We start from the raw sequence: 15,896 nt of genomic DNA on the forward strand, positions 1-15,896 counted from the left end.
CGTATTGCAAAGAATAGAGTGCTTATGTGACAGCACCATGGCTCAACTATGGATAATCAATCTGGAAAGTTGCGATGGCATAAAGCAAACCTGCACGCACCTGAGCGCTAGTTTGATAATAACGTGCATCAATTGCAAGCTCTGGCTGGGCATAAGGCTGTGGCTTAATCGTCATAGCGATTTTTTCACCAGATAAAATAGGCTGTTGCGTATCGGCACGCTGTAACTGTATTCCTACCCCTTGTGCATATGCACGACCTTTTTTATTGGCAATCACGCCTTGCGCCCCAGCTTGCTGATCCGCTTGATAATAAAATTTCAAATGGACAGCTTGTGTAGACTGACTATTTTGCACACAGTTTAATTTAATTTGAAAAGTTTTCTCAGCCAAAATAGTACCCACCGTATCACGGGCGCGAAGATATGCTGGAGCTAGATCAATTGATAATACTCTGTGCTGCTCATCTATATCGCAGCTGGCATTTTGAATGCTGTTGTGCTGAGCCATTAAATTGACATTTAAAATAGCTTGCTGACGCCCTGCTTGATTGGGGGCATAAAAACTCAAATAAGAGCCTGCCGCCAAATAACCCGTGCCGGTTTGTGCTGCGGTTTTTACTAATCTTACGCGAAGCGTAGCATGTTGTAGTGCTGTTGCAGCAAAACGAATATTGGGATCCGCCAAATGATACGTTTTTTCAGCGCTCATAAGGCTAAGCGCAATCCCCACGCCCTCAATATTACTACGATAAATATTGGCATCATAAGCACTCGGCTGAGCATGGGTGATTTTAGCAGTGATCTCTGCTAAACCTTCACAAGCTGACCATTCTATTGGCTCTGTGATGAGAATATCTTTTTCAGCAATCGTTGCCCCGATAGGAAGATTGGGATTGATCTGTAAAGGTCCCAGATCAAGCGTCATTTGCTTCGCGATATGCTGTGCCGGCAATGTGGCACAATTTGCAAAACTATGCTGTTGCAAACAAACTGTCGCAGCTGAAAAAAATCCCCCCAATAGTAAAAACTTAGTGGGGATAAGATACTGCTGTGGGCTGAGCTTTTGAACAGTGTTGATGATTTTTTGCAGGTGGTTCATTGGCATGGCACCTCAATTTTTTGATAGCCTGTATGCGGTGTATTGGCATCCAGCTGATAATGTATCTGACACTGTTCCGTTGCAGCATCGCCCCATTTCACACGCAGCGTACCTTGATGTAGCGCACTGCGCAAAATCAACTGACTGCCTTGTGCTACCACGCCCACGACTTGATTATTTTGATCAAACACTTGTGCCGCAAAAGGTAAAGGCGCACCAGATGCTTGTTTCGATTTAATAGACAACAAAAATCCTTTTTGGGTTTTAAACTCAACTTTGGCAATGGCGCCAGCATAAGGTACTAGTTCTTTTAAACTCGATAATAATTCGACTTGATCATGTATATCTTTGCTGTCGATTGAAATTTCATTCATGCGATAAGCAGAAACATAGGGAATCACTGCAAAGCCCCAACGATCTATTTTAAGTGCTGTGGTATTTTTAATCTGCGCCCCTTTTGCGGCATCTGCCTGTACCAAAACCATGGTTTGTCCCATTTCAGGACTAAAGCTAATCCCTTGACGATGTGCCAATACGGTTCCAGTTAAATTGAGACCGTATTGATGATAATTTTGCCCCGCACTGGCAAATACAGCACTGCTTAAATAGGGGCTTCGGTATTGCAAGCGTGCATCACTAGAATATTGCGTATAGCCAATATCATTGACCGAGACATTATAGTTATAGGCTTGATCTGCACCGAAAAGACCACTCACACTACTATTATTGCCATCATCACTGATCACATGCATCAGGTTTAAGCTATTACGCTGTTTTGTTTGTAGTGGTAAAGACAGCATCAACATATATTGTTCATCTCGGTTGCCTTGAACATCGGTAGTTTTTTGCATGACAAGACTATAGTTGAGCTGTTTATATTGGTTGTTATAACCAATTTGCCAGTCTTTTTGTGCGCGACTATCTCCCCAATATTCATTCCAGCTGCCACTTAAATAGAAACTACCAGCTTGCTTACCAAGCTCTTGGTTCCAAGATAATTGCAGTTGATTTTTTTGCCTTGAGCTATCGAGCATCTCATTGCCTCTGCGCTGCATATCTTGATATAAATTGGCATCAGAAAAATGATAATAATTTCGTGTGGCATAATGGCTGGCAGCAATATTGAATAAACTGCCCGTTCCAGCTAAAGCTTTACTAAAACTTAAACGATAACTTTGCCCTTCTAAATTATTTTGCGCAGCTTGTAATGATTCAGTTCTAGCATGTGTCACATCAAAGGCTAAGGCCCCAAGCACAGTAGAAAATGCACTCCCTAACTGTAAAGCTTGATAATGCTCGCTATAGATTGCGCCACCATATGCTGTGACAATATTATTTAAACCGCGTTGATAACTCAATTGTGAGAAAAAATCTTTTTCAAGCAAATGTTCATTGCGTACTCGCCCAATCGTCAAAGCATAACGTGAATGATTTGGACGTAGTAACTGACTAACGCTGGCATAGGGCACATTAAATTGTTGAGTTTGACCATCAGCTTCGCGGACAGTGACTTGTAAATCGCCCCCAGATCCGGTCGGATAAAGATCAGTAATGGCAAAGGCGCCGGGGTTAACTGTCGTTTGATAAATCAATTGTTTATTTTGCCGAACTTCAACCACGGCATTGCTATAGGCAATACCACGAATCACGGGTGCATAGCCTGTTGCCGTCTCAGGCAGCATACGGTCTTCGCTATTGAGTTGTAGCCCAGTAAAAGCAAAACTATTAAAATGCTCACCAGGGCTATAACTTTCACCCAGCGTTAAAACAGAGTTTATTTGTGGAAATGCACGCTGCACATAGGTATTAAGCCCTTCATAATCAAGCTGCTCACCACGTTGTAGCCGTGCCACAGCATTATGTCTAAATTGCCATCCCGCAAGATTCAAACCGGTATTGAGTGATAAATAACTATGATTATCTTGATGATGATGAATACGACTTTCTAAGGTATTAAAATTATAACTGACATAAGCCGCATTAATACCACGGTCCCATAAAGGATAAGGAATATAACCACGCGATGTCCGTTTTAAATATGCTTGTGGAATCTGTAGGTCATAACGTAGATTATTACTATCCATCGAGGAACTTGCAGCTGAAATCCATTGTGATAACAATAAACACTGCTGCTGATCTTTTATTTTAACGTGTTGCAGATCAATGGATAGTTCTTGTAATTCTGCATACTCAAAACAATGCTCCACAACATCACCGTGCTGCTTAAACTCTAATTCTTTTTTTCCATGAAATTTATTATTAATATAGACATTGACTTCATATTTTCCTAACTGTACAGGATTTCCTTTGGCAAATTGCGCTAAATTTATATTTTGTGCACCGCCGACCAAAGCACTACTTTCAAATTCAGCAGTTGGATTGTTATTAACATCTTGCTCCTCCAATTCTGCATATAAATATTGAAAAGCAGTTGCTGTATATAAAAAACCCGTTAGAAGGCAATAATGCATCAAGCTTTTTAATATAAAGCCATGATTATTTAATTTCATGAACTGCCCCCAGTTAATTGCCTTGATTAACCTCTAGGCTGTAAATACCACCGAAATCATTGATCATATTTGCTTTAAATTTTTTAAAATGAACATTCTCTATAGGAAAATGCTGTTCCGAAAAAGGTTCTATCATGGCACCTTCAGTTAATATCTCTTTTTTATTGTCATTTTCTAATTCCAGATCAATACTAGAAATATTCATATAATAGGCTGTAGGATTTTTTATGATTAATTGATTGGCAACAACTTGCCAGACAATTTTATCAGCTGCATATTCAGCATCTTTTTCCAAATGAGCAGGTCGATAAAATAATTTAATTCGACTTCTCACCGCAATTTGCATCACTGCGCTATTTTCATCAATATCGGACTTATTGGGCATAGCTGGAATATCTAAAACATTTAACCAAAAAATAGATTCGCGGTCTTCTGCTAAATTTCCACCTAAATAACTAATATTAATATTTTGCCCCACCTTACTGTCAATCCGACTCACCGGCGGCATAACACTAAATGGCACGTCTATTTCATCCGGTGCGAGATCTGCATTACCATTATCAATCCAGGTTTGCATTAATGCAGGATTATTACCCTGATTTTTAACCTGAACCGTTACGGTCTTTTGATTAGAGGGATACACGATTCGTGTTCCACCAATCACAATTCCTGCATGTGCTGTAGAAAATACTGCCATTACAGCCAGTAGTTTCGCAGCGCTCAATAATGGTTTTGCAAACATATCGCACCTTCAAAAATATAAATAATTAAGCCAACAACTTAAGATTATTTATAATCGATTTGGAATGTAGTTAAGGTACGAACTTCACCACGCTCTGCTTGTGCAGTTGCATAATAACGCGCAGCATATTGATAATTAATCGTATCGTCATATGTTATTGTGGTGAGATAATGATCTTGGGTTTGAGCAGCAAGGTTAATCGGTTTATCCTCATGTAATAATTGGATATTAACGTTTTTAGCTGCATTACGTCCTTGGTAAATATTACGTAAAGTACCAGCATTATTTGCTTCAACATTGGTACGATCAAAACGAATACCAGCAGTAACATTTTTTTCGCATTCAATAATCTTAATTGCAAATCTTTCTTGCTGAGGTGATACATCGCCAGCATTCCCTAAATCACGCGTATAACCTGTAGGAATTCTAATATGTTGAGTTACACTGTCGTCTGTAAGACGGCATGTTTGCCCTTCTATTTTACCATTGATATATACACTTCCTGTTGTAGCTGCAAATGAAGAATTTGCTGCCAACAATGCAGTCAACACACCCAAAGATAATGTTAATTTTTTCATTTTAAAATCTCTCAAAATAGATTATTCACTTCAACTATATTTATAAATTTAGTTTGCGACCCAATATAGTTTCATGATTTAAAAACCAGATTTCGAATATCACTCAAAATCACTACTCATGTATCTTTTCGATACTTTTCATATTAAATATGTTTTTTTATTGTTAAAAAATCACTATTTCTTGGTATTTATCACTATTTTAAAATCAAATAATTGTGATAAAAATCACGCTTTATTAATAAAACACCATACTCATTGCGAAAGTAATTTATTCTATTTTTTTGATTTTAAGTTTTTTGATTTTTTATTTTCATTTTAAATATACATTTTAATCCAAACACTATTAAATTTATCTTAATAGAGATATTTGTATATTTAGATGAATAACACATTAAGACAAGGGATTTATAATTTTTGTAGAATAATTAGAATAAATATTTTCGATTTATAAATAAAAAAACAGTTCAATATAAATATAAACTGCAAGGAGAAAATATTTTAAGGGATTATTTAAACAACTCCTTAAAATAAAATTTAAAACTAAAAATTAGACTTATTAGATAGCCCAGCTGTCGCAGATGCTTTTTTGGCTGATCAGTTATTATGACCACTGCTATTGTTGGGAGGCGGTGAATTTCGCGCGCAAATGATCAGTGAGCATTGCCGGACACAAGCCGATATGATTCACAATGCATCTCAGATGAGCACAGATAAGACACCGCCGTGATAGCGATCATTTACAGCGCAATTGTTAGTTTTTCCACTCAAAAGCACTAAAGGCTGATTGCAGCTTTAAGCTATTTTCCATCGCGTATTTCAATTGCCTTAGTACACTCTGACCGGTAATTTTATCGAACCAGTCCTGATCCTCTGCATGTAATAAAGTAATTTGACAGCTCATGCGCCCACTCGCTTGATCAGGCTGGCAGTTGATTTGAAAGGATACTTCTGGCTGCGTCAGTGACACTTCAAACTGATCTGAAGCATGTTCTCGTGCTGTGACAAAACCTTGTTGTTGTAATTGTTGACTTAATAAATCGACAACATAATTTTGGGTGTTTAATGACGCCGAGCCAGATCCTAGTGCGGTGAGCTGTTGTGGATCTGCTGAAAATTCTAACTTTTTCATATGCTCTCCCATAATAGCATAATTTTTATATGGATTAAGCATACGGAAATAAACGCAATCCGCCAAGTCAAAACTTGGCGGATTACAATATTTTTAAACAATTTTCAAGATAGGCAGTTTGAACATGGCATGCCGACCAGCTTTGGCATCACAGTTGTATTCAGCCTATATGGCGAGTTCCTATATACAACTTATAGCGGGTATGCAACTTATCATTCGGTCAGCTCATGCACCTGAATCTCCAAACCCGCTTGCTTGCTGAGTTCCGTAAAGCTTGGAAAACTGGTCGCAACGGTTTCTGTGCCCACAATACGAATTGTTTCATAACTGCGTAGACCCGCCATACTAAAGCTCATCGCAATGCGGTGATCGTGATGGGACTCAATTTCAGCACCGGCAAAAATAGCCGACCAATCGCCATCTTTCCCCTTGCCTTCAATGACGATGCCATCATCCGTTGGCGTGCAATCAATCCCCATTTGAATTAAACCATCTGCCATGACTTGAATCCGATCAGATTCTTTGACACGTAGTTCAGCTGCACCGGTTAAAACCGTACGCCCTTGTGCACAGGCAGCGGCAATAAATAATGCGGGGAATTCATCAATCGCTAACGGCACCTGATCTTCAGGAATATGAATACCTTTTAAAGTACGGCTGCCACGTATGCGAATATCAGCAATAGGCTCGCCACCAGCAATACGTTCATTGCTGACCGTTAAATCTGCACCCATTTGTTTTAAAATTTCGATAATGCCTGTACGCGTTGGGTTAATCCCCACTGCCTCTAAAGTAATATCAGAATCTTGGCAAATCGCAGCACCAACCATAAAGAATGCTGCAGAAGAAATATCTGAAGGCACTTGAATATCTGTTGCAACTAACTGACCGCCACCTTGTAATGAAATCCGATTGCCTTCGGTTTTCACTTCATAGCCAAAAGCACGTAACATGCGTTCAGTATGATCACGGGTTGGCTCTGGTTCAGTGACTGTGGTGGTACCTTGTGCCCACAAACCAGCCAATAAAATACCAGATTTGACCTGTGCAGATGCCATCGGTAGGTCATAGTCGATGGCTTGCAGCGCTGGCTGAGCGCTAATCGATAACGGCGGTGTGCCGCGCTCACCAGTACTTTGAATCTGTGCGCCCATTAAACGTAAAGGCTTGGCAATACGCTCCATGGGACGTTTCGACAAAGAGGCATCGCCGGTCAATACGCTGTCAAAGGATTGCGCAGCCAATAGCCCAGCCAACAAACGCATTGCCGTGCCTGAGTTGCCCATATATAAAGCACTGGCAGGCGCTTTGAGCCCCTGCATACCGACGCCATGAATGGTTAATTCACCATTCTTGGGTCCTTCGATACTCACACCCATATCACGAAATGCTTGCAAAGTGGCTAAGGCATCTTCACCTTCTAAGAAGCCTGTCACATGGGTCGTACCTTCGGCAATTGCACCAAACATAATCGAACGATGCGACACTGACTTATCACCAGGTACGCTAAATTTGCCTTGAAAACGATGTGCGCCAGGCAAAATGGTAAATTGTTGTGCCACGTTGTGTTTCTCCATCAGCGGTTTCTGCGCAAGCATATGATTAAAATGTTGTCTTGCGGCTTGGGCATGTCCAAGCTGCCCAATTAATGTTTGGCGTTGCTCTGTTTCAATGCACTGTTTGAGCGCTGCCAACTGTGTGCTAAAACCATCTACGGCTTTTAAGATAGCGGTTTTATTGGCAAAAAAGATATCGTGCCACATCTGTGGATCACTGGCGGCAATTCTTGAAAAATCTCGAAAACCACCCGCCGCATAGCGGAAAATATCGAGATTATCTTCCCGATTGACCAGCTGTTGTACCAACGCATAAGCGAGTAAGTGAGGTAAATGACTGGTATGTGCCAACACTTCATCGTGTTTATCGACATCCATACAAATAACCTCAGCCTGTGCTGCCTGCCAAAGCTGGGTTAGTTTTGCAACTGCCCAGTCTGCACTACTGGGCAAAGGCGTTAAGATCACCTTATGCTGTGCAAATAAGTCAACCTTACCAGCATGCACACCAGTACGTTCAGCACCGGCAATCGGATGCCCAGGCACAAAACCTGCAGGTAATCCCTCGGGATAAACTGCTTGTGCGGCAGCAACGACATTGGCCTTGGTACTGCCTACATCGGTAATGATGGCATGAGGTGCAACCACAGCCTTGATTTCAGCTAAAATCGCTGCGGTTGATTCAACTGGGATGGCTAATACGATTAGATCCGCAGCAACGACCGCTTCGGCAGCTTGATGATACCCGGCATCGATTAAGCCAAGTTGCTGTGCATCATGCAAAGTTTTAGCAGAACGAGTACAGGCGACCACCTGCTTTGCCAAATGTTGAGCGGCGATGACGCGTGCCAAACTCGAACCAATCAAGCCTAAACCAATAAAAGCGACTTTTTCAAATAAAGGAGTGCTCATCACGGCTTATAACACCGCCTGTGGGTAAGACCCCAATACCCGGACTTCTTTGACAATCGGGCGAATTTCTTCAATTGCAGCACGAACATGCTCTTGTTCGATGTGCCCTTCTAGATCGATAAAGAACACATAAGCCCATTTTTCAGGTAATGCTGGACGTGTTTCGATACTGGTCAGACTGATTTTATGTTTGGCAAAAGGCGCCAAAATTTCCAATAAAGCCCCGGCACGATCATGTGCAGAAATCAACAATGAGGTTTTATCATTGCCACTTTGCGGAACCTTCTCACGACCAATCACCAAGAAACGCGTGGTATTTTCCGGATTGTCTTCGATATTGCCATGTAAAATTTCTAATTCATATAAGGTTGCCGCCACATCGGAAGCAATAGCCGCAGAATGCCATTCATTGCGAATACGCCGCGCAGCTTCGGCATTTGAACTTAATGCCACACGTTCTACGCCCGGATAATGTGCATCTAGCCATTTGCGGCATTGTGCCAACGTTTGTTGATGGGCATAAATTTGTTTGATGCTGTCTTTACGGGTATTGCCTGATACCAAAAACTGATGGTGAATACGTAACTCAACCTCACCTATCACATGCAATTGTGATGCTTTAAAACAGTCTAGGGTATGGTTGACCACGCCTTCAGATGAGTTTTCTACTGGCACCAAACCATAATGCGCACTGCCCGCCTCGACTTCACGGAAAACCTCATCAATGGTTGGCAATGGACGCACCAAAGCATCTTGACCAAAATGTTTGAGTACTGCGGAATGCGTATAAGTCCCCTCTGGTCCAAGGAATGCAATACTTTGCGGTGCTTCTAAGGCCAAACAAGCAGACATGATTTCACGAAATAAACGCGCCATGGTGACATCAGAAATGGGACCATCATTGCGTTCCATCACACGACGTAACACTTGTGCTTCACGTTCTGGTCGATAAAACATCGGATCTTCTTCGGCAGCGAACTTGGCTTTGGCCACAGCCTCAGCTAATGTTGCACGGCGATTGATGAGTTGTTGTAATTGTTGATCAACTGAATCTATTTCATTGCGAATCGACGTCAGATCAAGCGGTGTCGATTGTTGATGACCATCATGAACCATGGGGAATATGCCTTTAAAAAAAATACGTCAGATATAAAGCAGTATAACAATAGTTGAGTTAAAGTTATTGTGCAATAGCTGCATATACACTGAAGAATATGATATTTAACCCAGTTTTAGCTGAGTGATATAACATTCAGTTTCAGCAAAATCCTGTTTTACCAACATCGTATCCTATGTTTTAAGGTGGCTTTACCAACCCATGCCAAAGGCTTTGTATAAACCAATACCCTGTTGCACATAACTGGCTTCACTATTCAGCAACTGCTGTTGAAGCAGTATATGCTGCCGCGATAGCTCCAGTACGCTGTGATAAGGTCGCAAGCCCCGTTGATATAACCGTTTCGCCTGCGACAAACTTTGGCTACTTTGGGTGAAAGCCAATTGCAGTTGCAGCTGTTGCTGCTTTGCAGCATTGAGATGGCTGATATGATCTTCCACATCTTGAAATGCCACCCGGATCCCCTGCGCATAGGCCAAAGCCTGAATGCGGTATTCAGCTTCAGCATAGTGAAGCTTGGCTTGTTTGCCACCGCCATCATCAATATGAGATTGCATCGCGAGCCCTAGGGCAGCAAAAATACTATCTGCACTAAAAAGATCAGCAAAATGACTCGCCGCGCTGCCTAAACTTAAGGGAATTACAAAACGAGGAAAACGCTCAGCGTCAGCAACCCCAATCTGCGCCGATGCTGCGGCCAAACGCCGTTCTGCGGCACGGATATCGGGGCGATGCTGTAACATTTGACTGGGTACGGTCTCGGGCAATGGCGGTAATTGCGGCAGCTGAGCATAATTTTGTTGCAAGCTTTGTTGTATGTCTTGACTAAAACCACCTAACAATACCGCGATAGCATGACCTGTTTCGGCTTCATCTGCAGCTAACTGTGCTTGTTTGGCTTGCAAAATTTGCTTTTCAATCTCGGCTTGTTGTAGCGGCAAACGACTCGCCAAACCCTGTTGATACGATTTTCGAGCAAAAGTCTCTAGCTGTGCCAAAATCTTTTGCTCTTGCTGTGCCAATTGAATATGTTGCTGTATACGACGCAGCTCAATATAACGATTGGCAACCTCTGCCAATACTAATAACTTTACAGTCTGCTGATCGGCCATAAAAGCGTCGAGCTCAGCATCTGCGGCTTCAAGCGCGCGACGCTGCCGTCCAAAAACATCGATCTCCCAACTGGCATCCAAGCCCAAACGATAACTTTGTGAACCCCCTATACCGGGTGGATCTTGCAAAGCTTTGGCACTGCGCTGTGACTTTAGATCAATTTGTCCACCTACCTGCCATTGTCTACGACTGGCCACAAGATCACGTTGTGCGCGGGCTTGTACCATGCGTTGTGCCGCAATTGCCATATCTTGATTGGCAGCGAAAGCCTGCTCAAGTAACTGATTTAAAACTGGATCATTAAAACCCCGCCACCATTGCTGCCACGCCGTTCTATCTTTGCCATCCTGCTGAACAGGATGTGCTGCGTGTTGCGTCCACTGCTGCGGATAATTCTGCGCTGTGGGTGCAACATAGTCTGGACCGAGCATCCGGCAGGCTGGGCATAAAATCATCCAGCACACCAAGAGTGGATAACGCGCCCCAGATTTAACCTTTAATCTGCCAATACGTTCTATCGGATTACGCATATCTTCCCCCTTTAAATCCACTGTTGTACCCAACCAATTAAACGTCCTTGTAAGCTGTTGTGCTGCTTTGCATTGGCAAGGTCAACACTACAGGTCATGCCAGCTGCCAGCACGACATCCTTGGGAACGGCGTCAAAGGCAATCCGCACTGGAATGCGCTGTGCCAAACGAATCCAACTAAAATTGGGATTGACATTGGCCAGTCCATCGGCATTGACATGATCATTGCTATCCGCAATACCGCGACCAATCGAAACCACACGACCACTGAGGATTTGATCGGAGCCCATCAGTTTGATCTGAGCACGACTATTGTGCTTGACCTGTTTGAGCTTGGTTTCCTCAAAATAAGCCGTTACCCAGAAACTATCCTGATCAATCAAGGCAAGATTAGGGTTTGCGGCTTGTGCATAATCGCCTTGATGTAAGGTTAAATGGGTAACATAGCCAGTAACAGGAGCTCGGATTTCACTCCGTCGTAGATTTAACTGTGCTTCTTGCAATTGAATCGTTGCCTTTTGCACACTGGCTTGGGCCAATGCCGCGGCATGCTGTGCTTGCTGAATTTCCTCTTTTGCCAAAATGTCTTCTAGACCACGGCGCCGCTGTACTTCGCTATGCCGTTGTTGCAGTTGCAAACGTGCTTCATCTAAAGCCGCTTGGGCTTGTGCAACGCTCAGTTGAAAGCGACTCGGATCTAAGCGATATAATAATTCGCCTTGTTGTACCAACTGATTATCCTCAACTTGAAGCTGTGCAACCGTACCGGAAACCTCAGGCGCAATATGCGTCACATGAGCACTGACGCGGGCATCTCGTGTCCAAGGTGCAAGCACATAAGCCTGCCATAATGCATAGACCAAACTCAGTGCCAATATGATGGCTAAAATAGTCACCACCATACGACCGAGCTGTTTTAGATTGTGTGTCATATTTTCTACTCTATAAACCTTACCCAAACATCCCTACACGCTTTTAAAAACTCATAAACACCACAGCAGCAAGACCAAGACGATGCAGGTTAACGACAATTCAAATGCGGTCGGAAACCACAGTTTTTCTAAAACTGCCCAGTAACCGAGTACCCCTTGTATGCCATACATCAGTGCCCAAGCTGCGACGCAATAAATCAAAAAAGGCGGCAGATAAATGCCTGCAATTGCAACTTCTGTCAGCATAAAATTCCCTCCAACCTAGTCAGCAAAAATGTGCGGATATGCTTTTGATAACACCAAGATGCGATGCAATAAGCCAGTACATAGCAACAGCTTTGATGGCTCAGCATGAAAATTATTTGCCCATACACTGGCATCGCGGGTTAGTGCTGTTGCGGTCAATGTTGTCTGCGCTGGCTTTTCCCATTGTTCTGTGTGCAGGTGTGCATTGACTATTTCTAATAGCTCGTTATAACAACAGCTTAAAGAACTGATAAATTCTTGACTGTCAGGGCGATACTGTGGCTGCTGCGCCAACAAAGCTGCAAGCTGCGCCTTTATCTGAGCTGATACATTCTTGCTGTGATACAGTGCGCGTAATTGCAACAAACAATCTCCCAATTCGATGCAGCACATGGCTTGACGATAAAACCTGTTTAAGTGCTGTGGGTTCGATTGATTAAAGCTGATGAGCTGATGTAGGCGATGTTGCTGTAACCATTGCCAGCGTTGACTTTGTGCCGTTTTATGCAAGGACCATTGTGCGGTGCTGTATTGTGTGATCTGTAGCAATAAACGCGCACTGTCTCTGCCAATATCACGAGCCAAAAACAGCTTAAAGCACAACCAAACCAATAATGTCGCCAATAGCCAGGCCAGACTAAAATTTAGAAACTCGTGGTAAAGATACTGCATTGGATTGGTTACAGCAGCCAAGGTATTAAAAGCCACCAAATAAGCTAAGCCCGTCAACCCTGTTGCCGCTTGACTGGTGGCATAAATGCCAGGTAACCAAAAAATAGCCAGCACGAACAATAGCAGAGGAAGACCGCTAAGATGCGGCAGTATCATAAAGCTACACACCCAAGCCGCAGGAATGGCATAGACTGTGCCTTTAACAAATGACCATGCTCCTGCAACTGCGCTAGATTGTGGTACTGTAGCCAGAAGCGCGCAGTATGGTGCAACCACCAACAGCATCATGTCGCCATATTGCCAGCCGCTATACAACCACAAGATACCCGCCAAAAATAAGCACAGCGCAGCGCGTGCACCATTGCGTAATGCGCCCACATAATCACGATGAAAAAGAATACGCGGCACTTTGCCGGGTCGCGCGCCCTGCTGTAAAACCTGTAAACCATCCAGCGCAGCGCGGTAATGGACAAAATGACGATGCAATACCGTCACTAAGTCAATCAATCGCCCATGGGCATGCGCATCGACCACACCCGATGCGGCTGTTGTGACCTGCTGTACAAAATGCTTTTCTGCTTGCTCAAGTTGTTGCTGGATCGCATGAGTATCAGGCTTTGTAACAGTGCAATCTGCTGCACAAGCTTGCCACGCTGCGGCAAGCTCTAAAAAATAAGCAGATAACTGTGGGTGTGTATAGGGCAATGCCATATGCGTCTGCAACTGCACCCAATGTAAATGTGCCAAACTACTTTGAATCACAGCTTGACGTGTAGCGAGCGTTTTAGACTCTGCAACAGCGACTGCCAAGACATCATCAATACCGTAGATATCACGCAACTGCGCAGGGTCGGCATGGTATGGCATCGCTGCAATCGTTTCATCTGCATGCACTACAGCACTGTGCCCCTGTTTTACAGCACTGTGACCGAGTGTTGCAGCGAATGACGCACTAGGGTTGGCATGATGCTGATAAAATGCCGCCAACTGCTGTGCCACAGCCTGCATCTGTGCACGGTACATCTGCTGTACTTTTGGCAATAACTGCCTACGACTCAGTAACATCGTGACCACACTCAAGCACAGCACACCAATGACCACCGTACTGGTTCGCCCCAATATGTGCTCAAAACTATGTTGAGGATGCCCCATTGCACCATACAGTGCTAAACCAATGGTATAGCCGGCAACCACAGCACCGGTCGCATAAAAATGCCTGAGCACACTCATGGCAGCCACACAAACAGCTAACCAAAGTGCAAAAGCGCAGATAAAGAGCAACGGCAGTTGGGCAAAGAAAATCATCAATAAAAATGCAACCAGCATCCCCAATAAAGTCCCGATGACACGCCATTTACCCTTGGCGACCACAGCGCCTTGTACAGGATTAATCACTAAAAGTACGGTAGATGCGGCTGAATAAGGCATCTCCAATTGCAGCGCATAGGCAATGCTTAAAGCCAGCCAGCCGGCCAGAATAGAACGAAAAATATAGGCACTACGTGCAGTCGTGAGATCAAGTCGCTGCGCCAGCCCATTGATGACAGCAACAACGCCATGCAATAGACTGCGCCAAAGCGCTTGAGCGATAGAATTGATGCGCATATGCAGACTCAATAATCTTGACTTAACAAAAGATAAACCAAGTATATGAGTCGGTTTTTGAAGGGAGAAGTTGCTTTTTTGCAGCTCAGCCGTGCGTTTGCTGCACGCTTAATGTCGGTTGTCGTGTCAAGTCACGAATTTTTTGTCGCAACCATTGATGCCCTGGTTGTAAATGTAAACGTGGATGCCATGCCTGCGTAATCACAACTGGACCCAGACTGACCGGCAACTCGAAACAACCAATATTGAGCCCCATTCTTTGCGCAGAGAGAGCCAACTGGCGCGGTAAGGTCAGTAACAAATCTGTGTGCAATAAAGCCAATAAAGCTGAACTGGCAGTTGGTGTAATCATTGCTACATGACGTGTTAAGCCCAGCTCAGCCAATGCTTGATCAATGGGTCCTTGGCTTTTACCACGGCGCGACACCCCAATATGCGCATAACTTGCCCATACTGTGGCATCAATCGGCGCATTAAAAATCGCATGATCGGCACATGCAACCCCAATCATATCGGTACTAAATAATGGCTGAACACGAATTTCATGTCCCATCGGACGTGCTGCACTGATAAATAAATCCACCCGACCACTGCGTAAGGCTTCATCATCTACATCATCTTCTTCAGGCGTAAAGCACAAACTCGCCAAGGGCATGTCTTGGCGCATCGCACTCAAGAGCGCTTGCGCATAAATGGCGACAAAAACATCATTGGCACGAATATTAAACTGATCTGTGAGTTGCGCTAAATCAATTGCATCACTCGGCAATAACACCTGTGTTGCGTCATGAATCAGTGGCTGAAGATTCTTCGCCAATTGTAAGGCATGCGCAGTCGGTACCAACTGTCGTCCAGATTGGACAAAAATAGGATCACCAGTGCTTTCTCTTAAGCGACTGAGCGTGCGACTCATTGCCGGTGGGCTGAGATTCATGCGTTTCGCAGCACCCACCACACTTCCTTCTTGCAATAAAGCATCTAAGGCATAGAGTAAATTTAAATCAGGACGCATAGCTGTACTCTGGGATAGAAACCATTTTTGTATAAACACAACGCAGTACAGCATAACCAAGCCAGCTGTACTGTCAATCTATCGACTAAAGTGTGCTGTTATAGCGTAAAGCTGATGCAACAGCACACGCAATGCTACCCTCA

At 43.6% G+C, this 15,896-nt stretch carries 12 protein-coding genes; all 12 read right to left on the reverse strand.

Annotation, left to right across the window (positions count from 1 at the left end; translation table 11 throughout):
- Positions 1-46 precede the first annotated feature (46 nt).
- Positions 47-1,099, reverse strand: coding sequence for a fimbrial protein (locus BFG52_RS10280; protein WP_157758098.1), 1,053 nt, complete (start codon positions 1,097-1,099; stop codon positions 47-49).
- Positions 1,096-3,609: a fimbria/pilus outer membrane usher protein gene (locus BFG52_RS10285; RefSeq protein ID WP_067555662.1), complete on the reverse strand. Its 2,514-nt coding sequence runs from the start codon at positions 3,607-3,609 to the stop codon at positions 1,096-1,098. The genes BFG52_RS10280 and BFG52_RS10285 overlap by 4 nt, the downstream gene beginning before the upstream one ends.
- Before the next feature lie 13 nt (positions 3,610-3,622).
- Complete coding sequence (locus tag BFG52_RS10290; RefSeq protein WP_067555664.1) at positions 3,623-4,351, reverse strand: fimbrial biogenesis chaperone; 729 nt, start codon at positions 4,349-4,351, stop codon at positions 3,623-3,625.
- A gap of 44 nt (positions 4,352-4,395) precedes the next feature.
- Positions 4,396-4,929 (reverse strand): fimbrial protein, encoded by a 534-nt coding sequence (locus tag BFG52_RS10295; RefSeq protein ID WP_067555667.1) that lies wholly within the window; start codon positions 4,927-4,929, stop codon positions 4,396-4,398.
- 751 nt (positions 4,930-5,680) lie between these two features.
- Positions 5,681-6,058, reverse strand: a complete 378-nt coding sequence (locus tag BFG52_RS10300; RefSeq protein ID WP_067559444.1) for a hypothetical protein — start codon at positions 6,056-6,058, stop codon at positions 5,681-5,683.
- 212 nt (positions 6,059-6,270) lie between these two features.
- Positions 6,271-8,526, reverse strand: coding sequence for a bifunctional prephenate dehydrogenase/3-phosphoshikimate 1-carboxyvinyltransferase (locus tag BFG52_RS10305; RefSeq protein WP_067555671.1), 2,256 nt, complete (start codon positions 8,524-8,526; stop codon positions 6,271-6,273).
- 6 nt (positions 8,527-8,532) lie between these two features.
- Positions 8,533-9,642, reverse strand: a complete 1,110-nt coding sequence (gene pheA / locus BFG52_RS10310; protein ID WP_067555674.1) for a prephenate dehydratase — start codon at positions 9,640-9,642, stop codon at positions 8,533-8,535.
- A 192-nt stretch (positions 9,643-9,834) separates the two neighbouring features.
- A complete protein-coding gene (locus tag BFG52_RS10315) occupies positions 9,835-11,286 on the reverse strand; it encodes an efflux transporter outer membrane subunit (protein ID WP_081408684.1) in 1,452 nt (483 codons plus the stop codon).
- A gap of 11 nt (positions 11,287-11,297) precedes the next feature.
- Positions 11,298-12,218, reverse strand: a complete 921-nt coding sequence (locus BFG52_RS10320; protein ID WP_067555677.1) for an efflux RND transporter periplasmic adaptor subunit — start codon at positions 12,216-12,218, stop codon at positions 11,298-11,300.
- 51 nt (positions 12,219-12,269) lie between these two features.
- Positions 12,270-12,464, reverse strand: coding sequence for a DUF1656 domain-containing protein (locus BFG52_RS10325; RefSeq protein ID WP_067555680.1), 195 nt, complete (start codon positions 12,462-12,464; stop codon positions 12,270-12,272).
- 15 nt (positions 12,465-12,479) lie between these two features.
- Positions 12,480-14,741, reverse strand: coding sequence for an FUSC family protein (locus BFG52_RS10330; protein WP_067555683.1), 2,262 nt, complete (start codon positions 14,739-14,741; stop codon positions 12,480-12,482).
- Between the two features lie 85 nt (positions 14,742-14,826).
- Positions 14,827-15,753, reverse strand: a complete 927-nt coding sequence (locus BFG52_RS10335; RefSeq protein WP_067555686.1) for a LysR family transcriptional regulator — start codon at positions 15,751-15,753, stop codon at positions 14,827-14,829.
- Between the last annotated feature and the right edge of the window lie 143 nt (positions 15,754-15,896).

Source organism: Acinetobacter larvae, assembly GCF_001704115.1.
Taxonomy (GTDB): Bacteria; Pseudomonadota; Gammaproteobacteria; order Pseudomonadales; family Moraxellaceae; genus Acinetobacter; species Acinetobacter larvae.

Coding starts and splice junctions, on each gene's coding strand:
- BFG52_RS10325 (WP_067555680.1), bottom strand. CDS start 12,464: ATGCTGACAGAAGTTGCAATTGCAGGCATTTATCTGCCGCCTTTTTTG.
- BFG52_RS10320 (WP_067555677.1), bottom strand. CDS start 12,218: ATGACACACAATCTAAAACAGCTCGGTCGTATGGTGGTGACTATTTTA.
- BFG52_RS10290 (WP_067555664.1), bottom strand. CDS start 4,351: ATGTTTGCAAAACCATTATTGAGCGCTGCGAAACTACTGGCTGTAATG.
- BFG52_RS10295 (WP_067555667.1), bottom strand. CDS start 4,929: ATGAAAAAATTAACATTATCTTTGGGTGTGTTGACTGCATTGTTGGCA.
- pheA (WP_067555674.1), bottom strand. CDS start 9,642: ATGGTTCATGATGGTCATCAACAATCGACACCGCTTGATCTGACGTCG.
- BFG52_RS10285 (WP_067555662.1), bottom strand. CDS start 3,609: ATGAAATTAAATAATCATGGCTTTATATTAAAAAGCTTGATGCATTAT.
- BFG52_RS10305 (WP_067555671.1), bottom strand. CDS start 8,526: ATGAGCACTCCTTTATTTGAAAAAGTCGCTTTTATTGGTTTAGGCTTG.
- BFG52_RS10335 (WP_067555686.1), bottom strand. CDS start 15,753: ATGCGTCCTGATTTAAATTTACTCTATGCCTTAGATGCTTTATTGCAA.
- BFG52_RS10280 (WP_157758098.1), bottom strand. CDS start 1,099: ATGAACCACCTGCAAAAAATCATCAACACTGTTCAAAAGCTCAGCCCA.
- BFG52_RS10330 (WP_067555683.1), bottom strand. CDS start 14,741: ATGCGCATCAATTCTATCGCTCAAGCGCTTTGGCGCAGTCTATTGCAT.
- BFG52_RS10315 (WP_081408684.1), bottom strand. CDS start 11,286: ATGCGTAATCCGATAGAACGTATTGGCAGATTAAAGGTTAAATCTGGG.
- BFG52_RS10300 (WP_067559444.1), bottom strand. CDS start 6,058: ATGAAAAAGTTAGAATTTTCAGCAGATCCACAACAGCTCACCGCACTA.